We start from the raw sequence: 21,724 nt of genomic DNA, 5'->3' as shown, positions 1-21,724 counted from the left end.
TCAAAGGAACAGCTGATGAAAATTCTGGTGGGCTACAAGCGCGTCGTGGATTACAACGTGCGCATCCAGGTCAAACCCGACGGCAGCGGCGTGGTCACCGACGGCGTCAAGCTGTCCGCCAACCCGTTCGACGACATCGCGCTGGAAGAGGCGCTGCGCCTGCGCGAGATAGGCGTGGCCGAGGAAGTCATCGTGGTCGGCATCGGCCCGGCCGATCTCACCGCGCACCTGCGCAACGGCCTGGCGATGGGCGCGAACCGCGCCATCCACGTGGTCACCGGCGACGCCGTGCAGCCGCTGACCGCTGCCCGCGTGTTCCTCAAGCTGATCGAGAAGGAGCAGCCGGGGCTGGTGATCCTGGGCAAGCAGGCGATCGACGACGACGCCAACCAGACCGGCCAGATGCTCGCCGCGCTGTGGGATCGCCCGCAGGCCACCTTCGCCAGCAAGGTCGAGATCGCCGACGGCAAGGCCACGGTGACCCGCGAGGTCGATGCGGGCCTGGAAGTGATCGAGGCCGAGTTGCCCGCGGTGATCACCACCGACCTGCGCCTCAACGAGCCGCGCTTCATCAAGCTGCCCGACATCATGAAGGCGAAGTCCAAGCCAATCGACGTGATCGAGTTCGGCTCGCTCGGCGTGGCAGCGAACGACCACCTGAAAACCACGCACTACGCCGCGCCGGCCAAGCGCAGCAAGGGCGTGATGGTGAAGGACGCGGCCGAACTGGTCGCGGCGCTGAAGCAGAAAGGTCTGCTCTGATCTGCCCATCCTCACATATGAACATCGCGCTTTCACTTGCCGTCATTCCCGCGAAAGCGGGAATCCAGTGTCTTTCAGGCGTGCGGAAAATGGATTCCCGCTTTCGCGGGAATGACGGCACGAAGGCATGTTCGACGTACTGCCAAAGGTAATCATCATGAGCAAGATTCTCGTCATCTCCGAACACCTCGACGGCAAACTCAACCCCTCCACCGCGCGCGCCGTAAGCGCCGCCGCTGCGGTGAAAGGCGAAGCGATCGACGTGCTGGTACTGGCCGACAGCGTCGACGCGATCGCCGCCGAGGCGGCGAAGATTGACGGCGTCAGCCGCGTACTCACCGTCGCCCGCGCCGAGAACGCACACCCGCTGGCCGCCGTGCTGGCGCCGCAGATCGCCAAGGCCGCCGCCGGCTACAGTCACGTGTTCGTACCCTCCACCACCTTCGGCAAGGATCTCGCGCCGCGCGTGGCCGCCCTGCTCGGCGTGGCCCAGGTCAGCGATGTGATGAGCGTGGAAGCCCCGCACACCTTCAAGCGGCCGATCTACGCGGGCAACGCGATCATCACGGTCGAAGCCGACCCGGCACACACCGTGGTCGCCACCATCCGCACCGCGTCGTGGTCCGCCGCTGTCAGCGCCAGCAACAGTGCGCCGGTCGAGGCCATCACCGTCGACACCGCGCTGCCCACCCACACCCGCTTCGTCGAACTGCAGCAGGGCAAGAGCGACCGCCCCGACCTGCAGAGCGCCCGCAAGGTCGTGTCCGGTGGCCGCGGCGTGGGCTCGAAGGAAAACTTCGACATCATCTACAAGTTCGCCGACAAGATCGGCGCCGCCGTCGGCGCCTCGCGCGCCGCCGTCGATGCAGGCTACTGCCCCAACGAAATGCAGGTCGGCCAGACCGGCAAGATCATCGCCCCCGAGCTGTACATGGCCATCGGCATCTCCGGCGCCATCCAGCACCTCACCGGCATCAAGGACGCCGGCACCATCGTGGCGATCAACAAGGATGGCGAGGCGCCGATTTTCGAGATTGCCGACTTCGGGCTGGTGGGGGATTTGTTCAAGATCATTCCGGAGCTGGAACAAGCGCTGGGCTGATCGACAGCGCCCGCCGCGACAGATCAAGAGAGCAATTTTATGGATCGCAGGGGAAAGTTCCTTCACGATATAAATCGAAACAAGATCGGCGTGAAAATTGGAACGCCTTGTTTCCCCTTTGTCACACCTTCCGACGGGGAAGTAGTCTACGAAACAGTGGAACATCCCGTCATTCGGAATAGTGGCGGCATGCGGTGAAGCAAGAGCTTCCAGGAAAGGGTAAGCACCCCCCGGCAGAGCGGGGGACTGTCAAGCTGGTTTAGGAAACCCCAGCTTCCCAAGCGCTCTCACAAGCTGTTGGATTCGATTTGCAAAATTTCGCACCTTAGGGACTTTTGTTCGTTCCTTAACAGAGCGATTCGAATTGAAAGAGAAATAGAACGTGATATCAAACATTGATTCAGATATGTCTTCGGAGAAGACCACCATGCGCAGAGTATGCCTGTTTTCCTTCTACGACGAGCAAGGCGTCGTTGATGACTATGTGATCTTCTTCCTGAAGGAACTCGGGAAGTTTGTCGAGAATATCGTATTCCTTTCCAATGGCCCCTTGACCAAGGAAGCCGAGGCGGCACTGCACGGCATCGTCAGCGAGACGATTGTGCGTCCGAACGAGGGTTTTGACGTGCTGGCCTACAAAGAGGGCCTTGAGAAGATCGACTTCAATCGCGAGGGTCTCTACGACGAAGTCCTGATGGTCAACCACACCTGCTATGGACCGGTGTTTCCGTTTTCTGAACTGTTCAGCACGATGGAGGCGCGCTCTTGTGACTTCTGGGGCATCACGGCACATATGGAAATGACACCCAACCCGTTTACGGGCGATGGGCGACTTCCCTATCACCTGAACTCAAATTTCATCGCCGTGCGGCGAAACATGCTTCAATCGGAATCGTTCAGGCAGTACTGGAACAAACTTGAAGGCAATACGACTTACGAGGCTGCCGTACTCAGCCATGAGGCTGTCTTCACTGAACACTTCACCAAGCTCGGTTACATAGGCGATTGTTATCTCGATTGCCGCAAATACGGGACGCATTACCCCGCGATGCTCGACATCGATGAAACCCTGATTGATCGCAATCCGCTACTCAAGCGCAGGGCGTTCTTTCACGACCCCCGACTACTTGAGCACTACGCAGGCGACCTTCCACGGGCGCTGCAGGTACTCGAGAAAACATCGAACTACGATCGTTCGTTGATTTGGCGCAATGTTGTCCGTACCGCAGAGTTGCGTACACTCAACACCAACGCGGCACTCACCAGCGTACTGCCCGACGTCCGGATCAAGCAAGACGATCCCACGCCACACTACGGCAACATCGCCGTTTGCGCCCACGTCTACTACACCGACATGCTGGAAGAGCTCCTGGCACTCACGGATACGATCCCGTGTACCTATGATTTTATCGCCACCACGGAAACCACAGAAAAGAAGGCGATCATCGAGCAAACCGTCACTGGCCGGAAGAACATCGGCAAGGTCATTGTCCGCGTCGTCGAGCAGAACCGCGGTCGGGACATGTCTTCGCTCTTCATCACGTGTCGCGACCTGTTTCTCGATGATCACTATGACCTGGTTTGCCGACTGCACACGAAAAAGTCCCCGCAGGTTGCCGCCGGCCAAGCCAACGTATTCAAACGGCACATGTTCGAGAACCTGCTGAACAGTCCTGGCTTCACCACCAATGTGCTGGACATGTTTCACGACAAGCCGTGGATCGGCGTCGCCGTACCACCTCTGATACATATCTCCTATCCAACGATGGGACACGTCTGGTTTGGAAATGACATCAGGGCCAAGGAGCTGGCCGAAGTGCTTGATCTCAAGGTGCACTTCGATCCCGATACCCCAGTCGGTGCTTTTGGAACCATGTTCTGGTTTCGCCCGAAGGCACTGCGCAAATTGTTCCAGCACCCTTGGCAATGGGCCGACTTCAATGCTGAGCCTCACCACGTGGATGGCGGCCTGGCCCATGTCCTTGAACGGCTCATTTGTTATGTAGCCCAGGATGCGCGTTATACAACACAGCAGATTCTCAGCCCTCACCTGGCCAGCTGGAATTTTGCCATGCTTGAATACAAGGTGCAGAAAATGTCGGCGGCGTTGCCAAATTCCGACTTCAGCTACCAGTGTCATTTTCTCGAAGAATGGAAGAGAACTGGCTATAAAACGATTTATGAGACAGCTTCGACACCACCTGAAAAACAAGCAACTGCCGTCGATCTACCGCCGACCATACGGCAGGCTTTTGGCAATCTCTTTTTATCTGCCAAACGCTCGATCAGCTATCGATCGCCCCATCTCGCTAAAATCTTGCGGCCGATTTATCACGCTGGCAGACGCGCGAGACATGCCACGACGAAGTGATCTCTAGCCGCCATAGCTATCGGCCAACGCAAAAGATGCATGAGAGAAAATAGAACGTGATGTCGAACATTGATTCAGATATGTCTTCGGAGAAGACCACCATGCGCAGAGTATGCCTGTTTTCCTTCTACGACGAGCAAGGCGTCGTTGATGACTATGTGATCTTCTTCCTGAAGGAACTCGGGAAGTTTGTCGAGAATATCGTATTCCTTTCCAATGGCCCCTTGACCAAGGAAGCCGAGGCGGCACTGCACGGCATCGTCAGCGAGACGATTGTGCGTCCGAACGAGGGTTTTGACGTGCTGGCCTACAAAGAGGGCCTTGAGAAGATCGACTTCAATCGCGAGGGTCTCTACGACGAAGTCCTGATGGTCAACCACACCTGCTATGGACCGGTGTTTCCGTTTTCTGAACTGTTCAGCACGATGGAGGCGCGCTCTTGTGACTTCTGGGGCATCACGGCACATATGGAAATGACACCCAACCCGTTTACGGGCGATGGGCGACTTCCCTATCACCTGAACTCAAATTTCATCGCCGTGCGGCGAAACATGCTTCAATCGGAATCGTTCAGGCAGTACTGGAACAAACTTGAAGGCAATACGACTTACGAGGCTGCCGTACTCAGCCATGAGGCTGTCTTCACTGAACACTTCACCAAGCTCGGTTACATAGGCGATTGTTATCTCGATTGCCGCAAATACGGGACGCATTACCCCGCGATGCTCGACATCGATGAAACCCTGATTGATCGCAATCCGCTACTCAAGCGCAGGGCGTTCTTTCACGACCCCCGACTACTTGAGCACTACGCAGGCGACCTTCCACGGGCGCTGCAGGTACTCGAGAAAACATCGAACTACGATCGTTCGTTGATTTGGCGCAATGTTGTCCGTACCGCAGAGTTGCGTACACTCAACACCAACGCGGCACTCACCAGCGTACTGCCCGACGTCCGGATCAAGCAAGACGATCCCGCGCCACACTACGGCAACATCGCCGTTTGCGCCCACGTCTACTACACCGACATGCTGGAAGAGCTCCTGGCACTCACGGATACGATCCCGTGTACCTATGATTTTATCGCCACCACGGAAACCACAGAAAAGAAGGCGATCATCGAGCAAACCGTCACTGGCCGGAAGAACATCGGCAAGGTCATTGTCCGCGTCGTCGAGCAGAACCGCGGTCGGGACATGTCTTCGCTCTTCATCACGTGTCGCGACCTGTTTCTCGATGATCACTATGACCTGGTTTGCCGACTGCACACGAAAAAAACGCCGCATCTCGCTACCGGGCGGGCTAACGTATTCAAACGGCACATGTTCGAGAACCTGCTGAACAGTCCTGGCTTCACCACCAATGTGCTGGACATGTTTCACGACAAGCCGTGGATCGGCGTTGCCGTACCACCGATAGTCCACATCTCGTTCGGAACGCTAGGTCACGCCTGGTCCGGCAACCGGCCGAGAGTGGAAGCCGTGGCCAAGATGCTCGATATCAACGTACATTTCGATGCGGATACGCCAGTTGGCACCTTTGGCAGCATGTTCTGGTTTCGACCAAAAGCGCTGCGCAAGCTGTTTGAACATCCTTGGCAGTGGAGCGATTTCGAGGCCGAGCCCTACCCTCTGAATGGCAGCCTTGGCCATGCACTGGAAAGACTCATCTGTTATGCCGCCCAGGATGCACGTTACACGACAGAGCAGATTCTCAGCTCGCATCTTGCCAATTGGAACTTCGTGATCCTGGAATACAAACTGCAAAAGCTGACGTCGCTATTGCCGAACTCGCACTTCACTTACCAGAGCCACATCCTCGAAAGCTTCAAGCGTGCGAATTATCGATCGTCACCCGCTGTCGATGCTGTTGTCAACGCCATTCGGCCTGTACCACCGCTACGCCAGGCGTTCGGTGAATTCCTCGGTTCCGTGAAGCGTTCGATCATCCATCGCTCCCGCCGCTTTATCAAGGTTCCGTAAGCGACGTCGCCAGGACGATGCCAGACAATGCAACGCAAGAGACGCATTGACAACCATCTAGCAGTTCATTGTGGAGCACAGACTTTGACTCAAACCTGTTTGGTAACTGGAGGAGCGGGCTTTATTGGCTGCGCTATCTCTTCACAACTCAAAAGCCATTTCGCTCATGTTGTCGCACTCGATAGCATGCACCCGCAAATTCACCCGAACCCCGGTCGACCCTCGAAACTGGATCCGGCAGTGGAACTGGTTGTTGGGGATGTCACTCACCAGGACATGTGGGACGAGTTGCTATCCCGCATCAGGCCCGATGTGGTCATTCATCTCGCGGCTGAAACTGGCACGGGACAATCCCTCACCGAGGGAACCCGGCATGCAAGCGTCAACGTGGTGGGTACCACACAAATGCTCGATGCGCTGGTCCGGCATGAATGTCTTCCGCGCCGCGTTGTTCTTACATCGAGCCGCGCCGTGTATGGAGAAGGTGCGTGGCAGGATATGTCTGGGACCATCAGCTACCCAGGACAACGTGGACTGGCGCAGCTGGAGGCCGGAGTGTGGGATTTTCCGGGCCTGACGTGCCTTCCTTTCGAAGCCACACGTACCGTGGCACATCCCACTAGCATCTATGGCGCCACAAAACTTGCCCAAGAGATGATCCTCAGCGCCTGGGCACTATCTTTCGACGTCGAAGTCGGTTTGTTGCGCCTGCAGAACGTTTACGGGCCGGGGCAATCCTTGACCAATCCTTACACTGGGATTGTGTCCCTATTTGCCAGGCTGGCCAAAGCCGGCAAGGTCATCCCCCTTTACGAAGACGGAGAGATTGTTCGCGATTTTGTCTATATCGACGACGTGGCTCGCGCAGTGACCGGCATGGCCTGCAAGCCGATCCCCTCCAACGCTGCCTACGATATCGGTTCGGGCCGGGCGACGACGATCAGGGAACTTGCGACCAGCATTGCCCGGATTTATGGTGCCCCGAATCCCGTGGTCAATGGTGCTTTCCGCAACGGAGACGTCCGCGCTGCATCCTGTGACATCACCCGCTCACGCGAGCAGCTAGACTGGTCCCCACAGTGGGATGTCGAGCGAGGAGTGCAAGCACTTTGCTCCTGGATCGACCAGCAGCAGCTTCCGCTCTTGTAAGCCCGTTCGACGTGTGTCCAAGTTGCCAAAAAGCGTTCGCTCTGCTGAATGCGCGGGCCAAGCACTCTATGCCGCCACACTCGTTCACATTCGAAACCAGAACTCTCCATCAATTGCAGAGGAAAGACCATGAGGAACCGTCATCGCATACTGCGCACCACCCACACCTATCTCGGGGGGGTACTGCTCGCCCTCGCATTGACAGGGTGTTCACAGGGTGCCCCGAATCAAGAACAAGCCGCCATTCCAGGTGCTCCCAGCTCCGCCACTAATGTTGCCGCCGGTGAAGCGGAATCGCTCAAAGCTCCTGGCGAGTTGTCTACGTTCAGCGCTTACACGCCAAGCATTCCCCCCGAGGGCGATAACAAGCAATGCGCGCTCGACGATATCAACGGTCAACCTGCTGCAAATACCAAGATCTTTAACGCAGATGGATCGGCGGCCCTTGGTGGCTGGGCCGGCGACGGACAAGGCCATGCAGCCGGCAGGGCTTTGCTCGTCCTGAAGGGCTCGACACAGTCGTACTCCACCCCAATCCACACTTCCGTCCAGCGCGCGGATGTCGCCAAAGCCCTTGGCAGCAATGCAGAATCGAATTACGGCTTCGAAGTAAATATCTCCTTTCATGAAGTAGCTGCCGGTAGCTATTCCATGCTTGTCGCCGATCCGTCCAATCCAGCAAACATCTGCGATTTGCACCAGACGTTCACGCTGCATTGATTCTGGTCACGGATACATCCGTGCTGGTTTTACTCGATAAGCCAATATCTTAAGGCCAACATGATGGATACCTGCCCAGCGTGCTCCTATCTGGGCCGGATCAAGAAAAGGAACGCCGATGTTGGACGACGTTCCTTTTTTTGAAGCCTATCGGGACTTTTCAAGAATCCCTAGCGTCACACCTGTTCAGATACTGCTTTCAGGACAAGAACAAGATATTGTCATTTCGGCGGCCACGCACCCGGAACGCCGTTAATCGGCGGATGCTGCCGGTACAGCCAGTGCGCTCCACCTTCTGCCATCATTTCCCAATTGCATCGCAGGCAATCGGATTCGCTGTAGTAATGGAAAACGATGCTCTTTCGCGTTCTGCTGCCGTCCTTGATCACGGAACCTCCGTGGAACAAGTACGCGCTCCAGACAAATACGTCGCCCTTGTTGGCCGCGAAAGTCACTGGACTGAGACCAAGTCTGGACGTCTGCTCCCCCATATAGCGATTCCATTCTGGCATTTCACTCTCAACGGCATGATTGGATCCGTTGGAAAACCTGTAGGGGGGTATGGCATTGCTGCCCGGCCAATAGCGCAGCGGGCCAGCATCCGAATGGCAATCCTCCAATGCTACCCAGATGGCAATCAGATGCCCCTCGGTCTGTGGTGTCATGTATAGCGCATCCACGTGGTCTGGCTGGCCGCTGCCACGCTCGAAGCTCAGTGAGTTGCACATCACTGGCGTCTGTCCAAGAAGGGTCGCAAGTACAGGACTGATGCGATCGTTGAGACCAATATGGCGAACCACCGCTAATTCTAGATAGAGATCATTCACCTTGAACCAGTGATTCCCCTTGTCCCTATTTTCCACATCAGCGAGCGCTTTCCTTTCACCCGTCCGATTATCATCGACAACGACACGCGAATGCGACTGCGTCCAAACAGCATCCTGTGCCTCAACGACTTTATCGATTTCTTGGTGACTATAAAACTTCGGTAGCACGTAAAAACCATCGCGCTGCCATTTCTCAATGTCGATGTCCATCTCACATCACCTCACTCAGTAACGACTAATTTGGACTCAAGCGAATCATTCGAATCCGTAGATTTATAATTCCGGTAAACCAGAACAAAGAATTTGTCTAATCTTCACAGCCAATCATCCCATCTCAACAACTGAGATATCGAAACAACGTACGCACTCTACAAACCTGGCCGTAACCGAGTCCACGAGTTCACTACCGCATTTGACCCTCAATTATTGCGAAGCTACCGCTGTCCGTCATGATCAATCCATCCACTCTGCTCGATGCACATTTCGTTGGCATCGGAACGTTGAGGTTGAACCCTTGGTGACTGCTGCCGTTTCTCAAGGCCGCGGTAACATCCGAGCGACTATCTTGCGGCGATACAACACCAAGATAATGACCACAGTGAAACACCAGCACCCTTACCGATCGCTTACTGATGGTGCTGTCCGCCGCCCACCCCTGAACGCGGACCTCGGTTGGCTGACCATAAACACCATCAAAGTGGCCGACCAAGGTAGGGTCATCGTGTAACCCTACGCTGCGCGCCGCAAACGCCAATTTTGTTTCATTAGCGTCCATTGCAGCGTCAATCTTAGCTGCCAACGGGGCGGTAGCAGCATTTAGACGTTTAGCCCGGATGAGCTGGGCATAACTGTAGGCACTGACGCTCAGTATGGACACAATGAAAACCAGACCAAGCGCCGTTCGCACCATCGGGCGGCATCCATCGACGTGAGATTTAAACCACCGGTACATTGCTAGATCCGCCTTGCCCAGCAAGATCGCCACAAAAATAGGCGCGCCCAGCGCTGCAAACCAAAGTTGCATGGACATGACCGAACTGGGCGCTATCCAGCACAAGGCCCGAATAACAGGAACGTGGCACAGGTAGAGGGCATAACTCCAATCACCCAGAGCCAGCATCGGTCGATTGGGTGGCTTCGTACTAGAAATACCGGACTGTACTGCGCTAGCGACGAGCAGCACGCAGCCAAAACCCATAAGTCCAGAAGATACCGCCATGCCGACGCTTGAAGCGGCTTCACTGGTGACCAGCATGGCAAGAGCAATCAGGGGAGTCGCCGGACCGATCCATCGCCTTTTGATTGCTAGTGGAATCAACAGCCCCGCCGCAAACGGAATGCTGTATTGCGACAGCGGCAAATTCAGTAGCAGTGGAAACTGTCCTTGTTGCAGATCCGGCCGCGCAACAAGCAGAAGCTCAATAAGAAACACCCAGGCTATCGCAATCGCAGGCAAAGCTCGACGTAACCCCGTCACAATGACGAGGAATACGATCAGATAAAATGTCAGCTCGAACGGTAGCGTCCATTCGACGCCTAATATGTAGGACTGAGTAGCGCCGGGAACAAGCATGAGCGCCAGCGGATCAGGCCTGATCAAATGGCCGAATGTGAAACTGACCACAACGACGCCCAATACACATAACCAATAAATCGGGTAGATGCGGATCAATCGGTGAGCCAGAAAACGCATACTCGACGCATTTTCAGCCAAATGCGCCATCAGATAACCAGATATTGCAAAGAACAGAAATACGCCCAGCGTTCCTGCCCGAGCGAATATCTCCCACATTCTACCGTCGCCGCGTGCTTGAAGTACGTAATACGATGCGTGGCATAAAACCACACAGAACGCAGCTATCGCTCGTAAATATTGCAGTGGGTAGATCATTGTTTGAGTCGTACGCAACGCCCGAGGCGCCTGCGTTGCCGACTGCGGGAATTCATTGGCTAGTGCAGTGTCATTCATCGTACGATGCGCCGATACCTGTCTTGGTCAGTATGAAATCATGCGATTGCACCTCTATCACAAAAGAAGTGACAGCGGGTTCAGCGAAAACGTAGTGAGCCAATTGCTAATATAGTCGCACTCACATATTGTCAGCCATCCCGACCGCAACACAGTCAAGTACCACGAAAGCACTTGAACGCACATGATCCGGCCCGTGGATGTTTGTAAAGACGATGACAGAGGGTGACAGGTAAGCTGAAACAGATCAAAAATCAGAGTCGGGCTTATGAGTTCGATGCAAACTCGCTTGCCAAGCCCGTTTCAACAGCCACCGGCGACTGCGACAAAGCACTTCCACCGTTGCTAGCCGCGCCTCGCGATCGGCTACATCATACTGTAACTGAATGATCATCGCCGCCGACTGTTTTGCCTTGTCTTGCTGTGCCGCCAGCACGTTGTTTAACTGAGCGACACTTGCTGCTACCAAGTTTTGCTCCTGCAACAAATCATCGTATTGGCGCAAGAGCGCATCGTTCGCCGCCGATTTGCGCTCAAGCGTCTGTTGCAAGTCATCGCGTTGCTGCGCAAGCTCTTCATGCGCGGTTGACTTGGCCATCAGTGCCTGCTGCAGGTTGTCTTGCTGACGCAACAGTTCGTCGTGAGCTGTTGACTTGGCAGCCAGCGCTTGCTGCAACTCGTCGCGCTGATGCACAAGCTCTTCATGCGCGGTTGACTTGGCCATCAGTGCCTTCTGCAGGTTGTCTTGCTGACGCAACAGTTCGTCGTAAGCTGTTGACTTGGCCATCAGCGCCTGCTGCAGGTCGTCTTGCTGACGCAACAGTTCGTCATGAGCTGTTGACTTGGCAGCCAGCGCTTGCTGCAAGTCGTCGCGTTGATGCGCAAGTTCGTCATGTGCCGTTGACCTGCCCACCAGCGCCTGCTGTAGGTCATCGCGCTGATGCACAAGCTCGTCATGAGCCACTGACTTGGCCACCAACGCCTGCTGCAGCTGATCTTGTCGACTCAAATTTCCGGTCAACAGCGCCAAGGCCTCCGTCTGAACTTCGATTTTTCCAGCCAGCGAAGCAATTTCGCTCTGCAGAGCGGAGTCCGCCTGCATACGGCTTTCAGCAAACGCGGCCCGCGCCTCCAAAGCGCGGACTTGGTCGCGACGAGAACTGATCAAATCGAGTATGCCGTTTTGTTCCAGCAACGCGCGAAAAGACCGATATCGGTCAGCCCCTTCTTCAATGCTCTCGTTTGTTCGATCATTCGGCGTCTGTACCGACCTTGGCGTATGCTGATGACGCAAGCTCTTATGTATGACCTCGGCAGCATCCGCGGACGAACCAACATCGGCCACGCCCAACCAGCTGCCAATGCGATGCGCTTCATCGGCAGGTGATTCAATCAATCGGTCATAGCTGACAATCAAATGTTCTTTACCTTCCAGGCGGGCGGCTGCCAACTCAAACGAAATCCGTGCAATCCTCCGGTTGTGCCCTATGCCATATCGATTGACATGCTCATTGGAGTCTATAACGTCTGCAACGGCACGATCCATAAGTATGTACTTGACTCGATAGTTCATCTCACCCAAGGCCGCTTCCCACACAGGCAAAGTGAACGTAAAACGTGGATCCTTCATTCCGATTAACAATCGGCGGCTAAACTCCTCCTCGATCAACCTCTGCGCACGTAAAACTAATGGCCGAAGCTCGTTCGCATCCGGTTGTGCAAGGTCTGGGAAGTAGTCGAAATCCGCATACTTGAAACCAAGTTCCGCCAAGATGGCGTCATTAAGATGGTTCAGACTCTGCAGCTCGAAGAAGATCGGGTTGTGTCGATGAATCTCGGGATCGACAAACCTCTCCCGATCGCCAAAATCAACGCCCAATTCAGAGAGCACGTTGCTCACGGCAGATGTGCCGCTGCGCGGCGCGCCGATCACCAAAATGGCCACGCCGGGTTTATTTTTACTCATGACCTAGATCTCATTGAACTCAAACTACAAAGCGTCCGAGATGGCCGTCCACGGCGAATGTATTGAAGATTCCAGTACTGAACAGGCCTCCGTATAATGCAAATGATTCTATGCTTCAGCCCTTGCCGTAATGTGACATGATGGTTCCGCCGACAGGTCGTAGAACCCCGCTTTGCTACGATCGGTAGCTTTCATTTCCACTCTAAAAAGCACGGCATCAATGATCCGATGCAGAAAACTTGCCTCACCATCCTGCGAACACCCCATGCATCCTGCGTTGATAAAATAGGTGCCTGGCAGAAACTTTGAACAAAAACGAAATTCCACATCAAATCTTTGACCCGCACTTACATAAGGAATGGAGCGCCCGTCCGCGTGCGAAGACATACCAAACAGTTCCACACCAGTAATCGATTTTATCATCATGCCGAAACTAACATTTGTGGATGCCATGGTAAAATCAACTGAGTATTTGTATATATATTCGTTGCCCGGGACAAGGACATTGACCTTTCTATCTGACGTATTAACGACATGCGGTCCATCGATAATCGCTCCGCGACTGGCAAACTCCAATGTACTTTCGGACTGAAGACCCGGATCGTAGCGCTCCACTTCTGAAAGATCAGATGCTGTAACCATCAAATTAAATGCGTCTTCTCGACCATTTCCATCTTTGCAAGCTGCTGACTCCCGAGAATAATCGTCTCCTTCACAGTCCTGCTTCGCCAGCAGTTCTTTGCGCATCGAGTCCCGCTGCTCAGATGGCGCATATAGTAGCCGTTGGTAGGCCGCAATAACGTCCTTGGGCGGCCCTGAGAAAAGCTTCTCTCCACCGTCCAGGAAAATTGCACGATCGCACAACTGGATCACGCTCGCGGCCGCATGTGATACAAATAATATGGTGCATCCACCAGACTTCAATTCTTCGATACGTGCGAAGCACTTCCGCTGAAATGCTTCGTCGCCAACCGAAAGCGCCTCATCAATAATCAGGATATCCGGCGTAACATTGATCGCTACGGCGAACGCCAGGCGAACGTACATCCCGCTGGAATAATTCTTGACTGGCTGTTCGATGAACTCTCCGATGTCAGCAAATGACGCAATCTCGGCAAAACGCCCGTCAATTTCTCTTCGAGTAAGGCCTAGCACTGAACCATTCAAATAGACATTTTCGCGTCCAGTGAATTCGGGGTTGAAACCGGCACCAAGTTCGAGCAGAGCAGCGATGCGCCCACGAACATGAACTTCGCCAGTCGACGGAGCTAGGGTGCCACAGATAATTTGCAGCAAGGTGGACTTGCCTGAGCCGTTGCGACCGACGATGCCGATGGTCTCGCCACGATGAACATTGAAGCTGACACCACGCAACGCATTAAACTCATGGTACCAACGCCGATTTCCACCTGACAGCATTTGTATCAATCGATGATGTGGCTTATCAAAGACTGGATAAGCCTTCCCCATGTTACGCACTTCAATGATTGGCTCAGAGGACATCAGCAAAACCCCGCTGCGTCACCATGAACCAGGCGTGTCCAAGCCAAGCGACCAGAAACCCACCCATCGTCGCCAATGACAGCACGCCCCAATTCGGCCAGCCGCCAGCCAGTACCACTACACGCGCCTGATCAATGAAAAAGGTCAGCGGATTGAGATGGAATACTGTCTGAAGGCTCGGCGGCAGGACACTGACCGGAATGATCGCCGAAGACAGAAATAACAAGGCTGTTGCTACCACCGGCATGACCTGATTGATATCTCGAATATAGACTCCCAACGAGGCTAGAAACCAGGATAACCCCATGGCAAGTAATATCAATGGAACAAAGATCAGGGGCAGCAGCAACATGGTCAGGTGTAACTGATGCTCCAGCACCAGGATCAGCACCGCCAACACGACTGCGTTTATCAGAGCATGGAACAGTACCGAAAACATCATTGGCCAAGGCAGTATATCGATCGGGAATACGACGCGTTTGACAAAATTCGTATTGCCTACGATCAAAGTTGGCGCGCGGGTAAGACACTCAGCCAGAAATCCATGCACGATCAAGCCAACAAACAGGATCACTGCATATGCGTGATCGCCACCAGATTGTTGTGGCCAGCGGCTCTTCATTACCGTGCCAAACGCGAACGCGTAAACAGCAAGCATCAGGAACGGACTGATGACCGACCAAGCCATGCCGAAGCTAGCTCCACGATAGCGACCCAATACTTCTCGTTTGGCCAATTCCCATGTCAATGATTTGTTCCGGATCAGCGCAGCGAACGGGCTCTCCCAGCGGCGGTGTTCCTGCAGCGCAGTGGCGTCACTACGCCCCAATTGCGGCGCTGAATTCATTACAACGCGCCCTCCAGTTCTGTGCGTAGATCGACAACATCCTCCACCCCGACCGACAGCCGCACCAGCCCATCGCTGATGCCCAGCCGCTTGCGGTTGGCTGCCGGCACCGAGGCATGCGTCATGATGGCCGGATGCTCGATCAGGCTCTCGACGCCGCCGAGCGATTCGGCCAGCGAGAACAATTCGCAGCGTTCCAGCATGCGGCGGGCCTTTTTCAGACCGCCCTTCACCTCGATCGTGATGATGCCGCCGAAGCCGCGCATCTGGCGCTTGGCCAGTGCGTGTTGGGGGTGGCTCTTGAGGCCGGGGTAGATTACCCGCTCGATCGCCGGGTGTTTCTCCAGCCACTTGGCCAGTTCCAGCGCGCTGGCGCAGTGCGCCTGCATGCGCAGGTGCAGGGTCTTCAGGCCGCGCATGGCGAGGAAGGCATCGAACGGGCCAGCCACTGCGCCGACCGAGTTCTGCAGGAAGGCCATCTGGGTGGCCAGTTCCTTGCTGCCGGCCACGACAATGCCGCCAACCATGTCGGAGTGGCCGTTGATGTACTTGGTGGCCGAATGCAGCACCAGGTCCGCGCCGTATTCCAGCGGCCGCTGCACCATCGGCGAGCAGAAGGTGTTGTCGACCACCAGGATCAGGCCGTGCTTCTTCGCGAACGCGGCGACCTTGGCCAGGTCGACCAGCTTCAGCATCGGGTTGGTCGGCGTCTCCGCCCAGATCATCCGCGTGTTCGGCTTCAGCGCCGCTTTCAGTGCCGCCGTGTCGTTCAGGTCGACGAAGCTGAAGTCCAGCCCGGCCGAACGCCGGCGCACCCGCTCGAACAGGCGGTAGGTGCCGCCGTACAGGTCATCCATCGCGATCACGTGGCTGCCGGAGTCGAGCAGGTCCAGCACGGTCGCCGCCGCCGCCAGGCCGGAGGCGAACGCGAAACCGGCCACGCCGCCTTCAAGGTCTGCCACGCAGCGTTCGTAAGCCATCCGCGTAGGATTCTGCGTGCGCGAGTACTCGTAGCCCTTGTGCTTGCCGGGACTCTCCTGCACGTAGGTCGAGGTGGCGTAGATCGGCGTCATGATGGCACCGGTCGACGGGTCGGGGTGCTGGCCGGCGTGGATTGCGCGCGTTCCGAGTCCATGAGGGGTGACAGGCTTATTTTTGGGCATAACAGGCATCGCTAGCAGGGCAGCGTCGGTCAATGCCTGCGCCGCGTGAGGGGTCGCGTATTGTACCTGTGCCGTCATGCTTTGCCTTAACGTTGACTGCTTCCCGATCGGTCTGTTGCTGCGCTGCGTGCCGGCTTGCGCGGACTTCATGGCACAATAGGCGCCTCCTCACCCAAGGAATGAGTGATTCATGAGAACGCTGCTAGTCACCGGCGGCGCCGGCTTCATCGGTGCAAATTTCGTGCTGCAGGCAGTGGCCGACGGCCTGCAGGTGGTCAACCTGGACAAGCTTACTTACGCCGGCAACCTCGACACGCTGGCCTCGCTGCAAGGTGATGCGCGTCACGTTTTCGCACACGGCGACATCGGCGACCGTACCTTGGTGGCGCGGCTGCTGAACGAGCACAAGCCCGAAGCCATCGTGAATTTCGCCGCCGAGTCGCACGTGGACCGCTCCATCGACGGCCCGGCTGACTTCGTACAGACCAACGTGGTGGGCACGCTGGGTCTGTTGGAATGCGCCCGCGACTACTGGCGCGGTCTCGATGGTGCTGCCCGCGAGGGCTTCCGCTTCCTGCACGTGTCCACCGACGAGGTGTACGGCTCGCTCGGTGCCGAGGGCAAGTTCACCGAGACCACGCCGTACGCGCCGAATTCGCCGTACTCCGCGTCGAAGGCCGGCTCCGACCACCTGGTGCGTGCGTTCCACCACACCTACGGCCTGCCGGTGCTCACCACCAACTGCTCGAACAATTACGGGCCGTACCAATTCCCGGAAAAGCTGATCCCGCTGGTGATCGCAAAGGCGCTGGCCGGCGAATCGCTGCCGGTCTACGGCGACGGCTTGAACATCCGCGATTGGCTGTTCGTGGGCGACCACTGCAGCGCGATCCGCCGTGTGCTGGAAGCCGGTCGGGTGGGCGAAACCTACAACGTGGGCGGCAATGCCGAACGCGAGAACATCACCGTGGTGAAGGCGATCTGCGCCCTGCTCGACGCACGCCGGCCACTGGCCGACGGTCGTGCGCGCGAGTCCCTGATTACCTTCGTCAAGGATCGCCCCGGCCACGACCGCCGCTACGCGATCGATTCCAGCAAGCTGCAGGCCGAGCTGGGCTGGAGGCCCTCGCAGACCTTCGAAAGCGGCATCGCGCAGACGGTCGACTGGTATCTCTCGCATCAGCCATGGGTACAGCGCGTACTCGACGGCAGCTACCGCATGGAGCGACTCGGCGCATGAGCACAACGCAGAAAGGCATCATCCTCGCCGGGGGCTCGGGCACCCGGCTGCACCCGATCACCCGCGCGATCAGCAAGCAGCTGCTGCCGGTGTACGACAAGCCGATGATCTACTACCCGCTGGCGACGTTGATGCTGGCCGGCATCCGCGAGGTATTGGTGATCAATACGCCGCACGAGCAGGACATGTTCCAGCGGCTACTCGGTGATGGTTCGCAGTGGGGCATCGACATCCGCTACGCAGTGCAGCCCTCGCCCGACGGGCTGGCGCAGGCGTTCACCATCGGCCGCGACTTCATCGACGGCAAGCCGAGCTGCCTGGTGCTGGGCGACAACATCTTCTATGGCCACGGCTTTACCGAGCGACTCAAGCGCGCCGCCACGCGCGAGCACGGCGCCACCGTGTTCGGCTACTGGGTGAAGGACCCGGAGCGCTACGGCGTGGCCGAGTTCGACGCCACCGGCAAGGTCATCGGTTTGGAGGAAAAGCCGACTGCACCGAAGTCGCACCATGCCGTGACTGGCCTGTATTTCTACGACGCGCGGGTGTGCGATTACGCCGCCGCGCTGAAACCATCGCCGCGCGGCGAGCTGGAGATCACCGATCTCAACCGCTGCTACCTCGACGATGGCTCACTGCATCTGGAACAGCTGGGCCGCGGCTTCGCCTGGCTGGACACCGGCACGCACGAGTCGCTGATGGAGGCGGGCAACTACATCCAAACGATCGAGAATCGACAGGGTCTGAAGGTGTGCTGCCCGGAGGAGATCGCCTATCTCAACGGCTGGATCAATGCCGAGCAGTTGCTCGCACTGGCCGCGCCATTGGCCAAGACCGGTTATGGACAATATCTGCAACAGCTGACCACGCAGGGACTCGCACGATGAAGGTGATCGAAACCGCTCTGCCGGGCGTGCTGATCCTCGAACCACAGGTGTTCGGCGATGCCCGCGGCTTCTTCTACGAAAGCTACAACGAAGCGAAGTACCGCGCGGCCGGCGTCGACCACCGCTTCGTGCAATCCAACGTCTCGCGCTCGGCCCGCGGCGTGCTGCGCGGCCTGCACTACCAGTGGCCGAATCCGCAGGGCAAGCTGGTCAGCGTGCTCGAGGGCGAGGTCTACGACGTGGCGGTGGACATCCGCCGCGGCTCGCCCACGTTCGGACAATCGGTCGGCGTGATGCTCACCGCCGACAACCACCGCCACTTCTGGATACCGGAAGGTTTCGCGCACGGCTTCTGCGTGGTCTCCGACTTCGCCACCTTCACCTATCAGTGCACCGCGCTGTACGACCCGAAGGCCGACGCCGGCATCCGCTGGAACGATGCGGCGCTGGCCATCGACTGGCCGGTCAGCGCGCCCTTGCTGTCGGACAAGGACGGCAAGACGCCGCTGCTTGCCGATGTGCCGCCGGAGCGGTTGCCGGTCTACGTGTCATGAAGATTCTGCTGCTCGGCGCCAATGGCCAGTTGGGCCGTACGTTCCTCGATCAAGGCGGTTTGGCCGCGCGCGGCGAGCTGGCCGCGGCATGCCGTGATGGCGTGTTGACGACCGGCGGCCTCGGCAAGATCGCCGACCTGTCGGACCCCGCATCGCTCCCCGCCGTGCTCGATCACCTGCGCCCTGACGTCATCGTCAACGCCGCCGCCTATACCGCGGTGGATCGTGCCGAACAGGAAGAAGCGCTGGCCACTCGCGTCAACGGCGAGGCGGTCGGCGTGCTCGGCAGCTGGGCGGCAGCGCATGGTGCGCTGGTGATCCACTACTCCACCGACTACGTGTTCGACGGCCACCAGTCGCAACCCTACGCCGTCGACGCGCCAACCGGTCCGCTCGGCGCCTACGGCCGCAGCAAGCTGGTGGGCGAACGGGCGTTGCAGGAAAGCGGTGCTGACCATTTCATCTTCCGCACCGCGTGGGTCTACGCGGCGCACGGGCACAATTTCCTGCGCACCATGCTGCGCCTCGGAGCCGAGCGCGACGAGCTGCGCGTGGTTGCCGACCAGCACGGCGCACCGACCGATACCGGGCTGATCGTCGACGGCACGCTCGCCGCGCTGGATCGCTGGATGACGTCGGATCGCGCGGCACGTGAATCGCTCATCGGCACGCATCATCTGGTCGCCGGCGGCGCGACGACATGGCACGGTTTCGCCAGTGCAATCTTCGACGCAGCGCGAGTACGCGGGCTGCTTCCAAATCCGCCGCATGTGGTGGCGATCGCCACCACCGACTACCCGACGCCGGCGGTGCGTCCGGCGTGGTCGTTGCTGGACAACACCGATTTTCAGCGGCGGTTTGCCTCGCCGCTGCCAGACTGGCGCGACGGCATGCTCCGGGTGATGGATCAGCTCGGCAGCAAGTTCGACGGTCCCCGGTCGCCGTAATCCGATTGCTGTCGCGCGTTGTCGCGTAGGGCGGACATTGTCCGCCGCTTTCGCGCAGGCCCGCGAAGGCCTGCCGGCGGGCAGTGTCCGCCCTACGCGGCGGGAACGTTGCGGCATAATGAGCAATCCGCACAGCTCTCCCTGCGTAGGAGCGCATCCTGTGCGCGACGCTTTTCGTGACGTGATGAAGATACATCGCGCACAGGGTGCGCTCCTACACGTAACATCCGGCCAGGAACGTCGAACTCATGTTGATTCCCCTGATCCTCAGCGGCGGCAGCGGCACCCGGTTGTGGCCGGTATCGCGGAAGAACCTGCCCAAGCAGTTCCTCGAACTGGCCGGCAAGGGCACGTTGTTCCAGCAGACCGTCGCGCGCACCCGCGCGCTGCCGGAGGTGGCCGCGCCGATCGTGGTGGCCAGCGAGGATCATCGCTTTCTCGCCGCCGACCAGTTGCTGGAAGCAGGCATCGAAGGCGCCACGATCGTGCTGGAACCGCTGGCACGGAACACCGCGCCGGCGATCGCGCTGGGCGCGCTGCAGGCACTGCAGCACGATCCCGACGCATTGCTGCTGGTGCTGCCGGCCGATCACCTGATCGGCGACACTACCGCATTCACCGCGGCGGTGGCGCAGGCAATGCCATTGGCGAAGGACGGCTGGCTGGCCACGTTCGGCATCCGCCCGGATCGCCCGGAGACCGGCTTCGGCTACATCCGCCGTGCCGAGGCGATCGACGGGCATGGTTTCCGCGTCGGGCAGTTCGTCGAAAAGCCCAGTCTCGCCAAGGCGGAGTCCTACCTCGCCGACGGCGGCTACGACTGGAACTCGGGCATGTTCCTGTTCAGGGCGTCACGCTATCTGGAGGAGCTGGCCGCACACGCGCCGGCGATGCTGGAGGCCGTGCGCGCAGCACATGCCAAGGCCACGGCCGATCTCGACTTCGTGCGCATCGATCGCGACGCGTTCGCACAGGTGCCGGACAATTCGATCGACTACGCGGTGATGGAAAAGACCGCGCGCGCCGCCGTGGTACCGGTCAGCTGCGGATGGAGCGACATCGGCTCGTGGTCGGCGCTGTGGCTCACCGGCGACAAGGACGCCGCGGGCAACCTGCGCGAGGGCGACACGCTGACCGTGGACACGCGCAACTCGCTGCTCCGCTCGCACGATCGCCACTTGCTTGCCACCGTCGGTGTCGACGACCTGATCGTGGTGACCACGCCGGACGCCACCCTGGTGGCGCACCGTGACGCCGCACAGGACGTGAAGAAGATCGTCGAACAGCTCAAGGCCGCCGGCCGCAGCGAGCATTCGCTGCATCGCGTGGTGCATCGCCCGTGGGGCAATTACGACTCGCTGGAGGCGGGCGAGCGCTTCCAGGTCAAGCGCATCCAGGTCAAGCCCGGCGCCTCGCTGAGCCTGCAGAAGCACCACCATCGCGCCGAACACTGGATCGTGGTCTCCGGCACTGCCGAAGTCACCTGCGACGACAAGGTGTTCCTGCTCGGCGAAAACCAGAGCACCTACATTCCGCTGGGCAGCAAGCACCGTCTGCGCAATCCGGGCAAGGTGACGCTGGAACTGATCGAGGTGCAATCCGGCAGTTATCTCGGCGAAGACGACATCGTGCGCTACGACGACGTTTACGGCCGGGCGTGAGGGCACCCAGGACTCTGCAAGAGCGCACCTTGTGCGCGATGCTCCTCGTCACGTGCGCAAAGGCAACGCGCACA

At 58.1% G+C, this 21,724-nt stretch carries 17 protein-coding genes; 11 read left to right on the top strand and 6 right to left on the bottom strand.

What is annotated here, in order from left to right; all coding sequences use genetic code 11:
- Positions 1 to 15: 15 nt before the first annotated feature.
- The 6 genes from ACFCQI_RS10795 (at position 16) to ACFCQI_RS10770 (ending at position 8,086) form a co-directional block, all read left to right on the top strand.
- Positions 16 to 762, top strand: a complete 747-nt coding sequence (locus ACFCQI_RS10795; RefSeq protein ID WP_395116530.1) for an electron transfer flavoprotein subunit beta/FixA family protein — start codon at positions 16 to 18, stop codon at positions 760 to 762.
- 157 nt (positions 763 to 919) lie between these two features.
- Positions 920 to 1,864: an electron transfer flavoprotein subunit alpha/FixB family protein gene (locus ACFCQI_RS10790; RefSeq protein WP_395116528.1), complete on the top strand. Its 945-nt coding sequence runs from the start codon at positions 920 to 922 to the stop codon at positions 1,862 to 1,864.
- 427 nt (positions 1,865 to 2,291) lie between these two features.
- On the top strand, positions 2,292 to 4,235 hold the full coding sequence (locus ACFCQI_RS10785; RefSeq protein WP_395116526.1) for a rhamnan synthesis F family protein: 1,944 nt from the start codon (positions 2,292 to 2,294) through the stop codon (positions 4,233 to 4,235).
- Positions 4,236 to 4,294: 59 nt separating this feature from the next.
- A complete protein-coding gene (locus ACFCQI_RS10780) occupies positions 4,295 to 6,217 on the top strand; it encodes a rhamnan synthesis F family protein (RefSeq protein ID WP_395121339.1) in 1,923 nt (640 codons plus the stop codon).
- A gap of 27 nt (positions 6,218 to 6,244) precedes the next feature.
- Positions 6,245 to 7,366: an NAD-dependent epimerase/dehydratase family protein gene (locus ACFCQI_RS10775; RefSeq protein ID WP_395116524.1), complete on the top strand. Its 1,122-nt coding sequence runs from the start codon at positions 6,245 to 6,247 to the stop codon at positions 7,364 to 7,366.
- Between the two features lie 129 nt (positions 7,367 to 7,495).
- The gene (locus ACFCQI_RS10770; RefSeq protein ID WP_395116522.1) at positions 7,496 to 8,086 is read left to right on the top strand and encodes a hypothetical protein; all 591 of its coding nucleotides are present in this window, start codon (positions 7,496 to 7,498) and stop codon (positions 8,084 to 8,086) included.
- A gap of 221 nt (positions 8,087 to 8,307) precedes the next feature.
- Here the strand turns inward: ACFCQI_RS10770 and ACFCQI_RS10765 are convergent, their stop codons facing one another.
- The 6 genes from ACFCQI_RS10765 to ACFCQI_RS10740 all read right to left on the bottom strand — a co-directional run bounded on the left by ACFCQI_RS10765 (position 8,308) and on the right by ACFCQI_RS10740 (position 16,361).
- Positions 8,308 to 9,123, bottom strand: coding sequence for a phytanoyl-CoA dioxygenase family protein (locus tag ACFCQI_RS10765; RefSeq protein WP_395116520.1), 816 nt, complete (start codon positions 9,121 to 9,123; stop codon positions 8,308 to 8,310).
- A 193-nt stretch (positions 9,124 to 9,316) separates the two neighbouring features.
- Complete coding sequence (locus tag ACFCQI_RS10760) at positions 9,317 to 10,882, bottom strand: acyltransferase family protein (protein WP_395116518.1); 1,566 nt, start codon at positions 10,880 to 10,882, stop codon at positions 9,317 to 9,319.
- A gap of 247 nt (positions 10,883 to 11,129) precedes the next feature.
- Complete coding sequence (locus ACFCQI_RS10755) at positions 11,130 to 12,848, bottom strand: sulfotransferase (RefSeq protein ID WP_395116516.1); 1,719 nt, start codon at positions 12,846 to 12,848, stop codon at positions 11,130 to 11,132.
- A gap of 108 nt (positions 12,849 to 12,956) precedes the next feature.
- Positions 12,957 to 14,351, bottom strand: a complete 1,395-nt coding sequence (locus ACFCQI_RS10750) for an ABC transporter ATP-binding protein (RefSeq protein WP_395116514.1) — start codon at positions 14,349 to 14,351, stop codon at positions 12,957 to 12,959.
- The gene (locus ACFCQI_RS10745; protein WP_395116512.1) at positions 14,341 to 15,198 is read right to left on the bottom strand and encodes an ABC transporter permease; all 858 of its coding nucleotides are present in this window, start codon (positions 15,196 to 15,198) and stop codon (positions 14,341 to 14,343) included. Before ACFCQI_RS10745 ends, ACFCQI_RS10750 begins: the two co-directional genes overlap by 11 nt.
- Entirely contained in the window at positions 15,198 to 16,361 is a 1,164-nt protein-coding gene (locus ACFCQI_RS10740; RefSeq protein ID WP_395116510.1) for a trans-sulfuration enzyme family protein, read from the bottom strand. The genes ACFCQI_RS10745 and ACFCQI_RS10740 overlap by 1 nt, the downstream gene beginning before the upstream one ends.
- 190 nt (positions 16,362 to 16,551) lie before the next feature.
- On the opposite strand from ACFCQI_RS10740, the gene rfbB reads away from it, so the two are divergent.
- The 5 genes from rfbB (at position 16,552) to ACFCQI_RS10715 (ending at position 21,650) form a co-directional block, all read left to right on the top strand.
- Positions 16,552 to 17,601 carry a dTDP-glucose 4,6-dehydratase gene (gene rfbB, locus ACFCQI_RS10735; protein WP_395116508.1) on the top strand — a complete coding sequence of 350 codons (1,050 nt, stop codon included), beginning with the start codon at positions 16,552 to 16,554 and terminating at the stop codon, positions 17,599 to 17,601.
- Entirely contained in the window at positions 17,598 to 18,488 is an 891-nt protein-coding gene (gene rfbA, locus ACFCQI_RS10730) for a glucose-1-phosphate thymidylyltransferase RfbA (RefSeq protein ID WP_395116506.1), read from the top strand. Before rfbB ends, rfbA begins: the two co-directional genes overlap by 4 nt.
- Positions 18,485 to 19,042 carry a dTDP-4-dehydrorhamnose 3,5-epimerase gene (rfbC, locus tag ACFCQI_RS10725; protein ID WP_395116504.1) on the top strand — a complete coding sequence of 186 codons (558 nt, stop codon included), beginning with the start codon at positions 18,485 to 18,487 and terminating at the stop codon, positions 19,040 to 19,042. The genes rfbA and rfbC overlap by 4 nt, the downstream gene beginning before the upstream one ends.
- On the top strand, positions 19,039 to 19,989 hold the full coding sequence (rfbD, locus tag ACFCQI_RS10720) for a dTDP-4-dehydrorhamnose reductase (protein WP_395116501.1): 951 nt from the start codon (positions 19,039 to 19,041) through the stop codon (positions 19,987 to 19,989). Before rfbC ends, rfbD begins: the two co-directional genes overlap by 4 nt.
- Positions 19,990 to 20,237: 248 nt before the next feature.
- Positions 20,238 to 21,650 (top strand): mannose-1-phosphate guanylyltransferase/mannose-6-phosphate isomerase, encoded by a 1,413-nt coding sequence (locus tag ACFCQI_RS10715; RefSeq protein WP_395116499.1) that lies wholly within the window; start codon positions 20,238 to 20,240, stop codon positions 21,648 to 21,650.
- Positions 21,651 to 21,724: the final 74 nt, after the last annotated feature.

The sequence above is a fragment of the Rhodanobacter sp. FW102-FHT14D06 genome (assembly GCF_043950705.1).
GTDB lineage: Bacteria > Pseudomonadota > Gammaproteobacteria > Xanthomonadales > Rhodanobacteraceae > Rhodanobacter.
This window is presented reverse-complemented; position numbering and strand designations above follow the sequence as displayed.

Bases quoted from the DNA above. Each gene is read 5' to 3' on its own strand.
- ACFCQI_RS10795 (WP_395116530.1), top strand. From the start codon at position 16: ATGAAAATTCTGGTGGGCTACAAGCGCGTCGTGGATTACAACGTGCGC.
- ACFCQI_RS10790 (WP_395116528.1), top strand. From the start codon at position 920: ATGAGCAAGATTCTCGTCATCTCCGAACACCTCGACGGCAAACTCAAC.
- ACFCQI_RS10785 (WP_395116526.1), top strand. From the start codon at position 2,292: ATGCGCAGAGTATGCCTGTTTTCCTTCTACGACGAGCAAGGCGTCGTT.
- ACFCQI_RS10780 (WP_395121339.1), top strand. From the start codon at position 4,295: ATGTCGAACATTGATTCAGATATGTCTTCGGAGAAGACCACCATGCGC.
- ACFCQI_RS10775 (WP_395116524.1), top strand. From the start codon at position 6,245: ATGCAACGCAAGAGACGCATTGACAACCATCTAGCAGTTCATTGTGGA.
- ACFCQI_RS10770 (WP_395116522.1), top strand. From the start codon at position 7,496: ATGAGGAACCGTCATCGCATACTGCGCACCACCCACACCTATCTCGGG.
- ACFCQI_RS10765 (WP_395116520.1), bottom strand. From the start codon at position 9,123: ATGGACATCGACATTGAGAAATGGCAGCGCGATGGTTTTTACGTGCTA.
- ACFCQI_RS10760 (WP_395116518.1), bottom strand. From the start codon at position 10,882: ATGAATGACACTGCACTAGCCAATGAATTCCCGCAGTCGGCAACGCAG.
- ACFCQI_RS10755 (WP_395116516.1), bottom strand. From the start codon at position 12,848: ATGAGTAAAAATAAACCCGGCGTGGCCATTTTGGTGATCGGCGCGCCG.
- ACFCQI_RS10750 (WP_395116514.1), bottom strand. From the start codon at position 14,351: ATGTCCTCTGAGCCAATCATTGAAGTGCGTAACATGGGGAAGGCTTAT.
- ACFCQI_RS10745 (WP_395116512.1), bottom strand. From the start codon at position 15,198: ATGAATTCAGCGCCGCAATTGGGGCGTAGTGACGCCACTGCGCTGCAG.
- ACFCQI_RS10740 (WP_395116510.1), bottom strand. From the start codon at position 16,361: ATGCCCAAAAATAAGCCTGTCACCCCTCATGGACTCGGAACGCGCGCA.
- rfbB (WP_395116508.1), top strand. From the start codon at position 16,552: ATGAGAACGCTGCTAGTCACCGGCGGCGCCGGCTTCATCGGTGCAAAT.
- rfbA (WP_395116506.1), top strand. From the start codon at position 17,598: ATGAGCACAACGCAGAAAGGCATCATCCTCGCCGGGGGCTCGGGCACC.
- rfbC (WP_395116504.1), top strand. From the start codon at position 18,485: ATGAAGGTGATCGAAACCGCTCTGCCGGGCGTGCTGATCCTCGAACCA.
- rfbD (WP_395116501.1), top strand. From the start codon at position 19,039: ATGAAGATTCTGCTGCTCGGCGCCAATGGCCAGTTGGGCCGTACGTTC.
- ACFCQI_RS10715 (WP_395116499.1), top strand. From the start codon at position 20,238: ATGTTGATTCCCCTGATCCTCAGCGGCGGCAGCGGCACCCGGTTGTGG.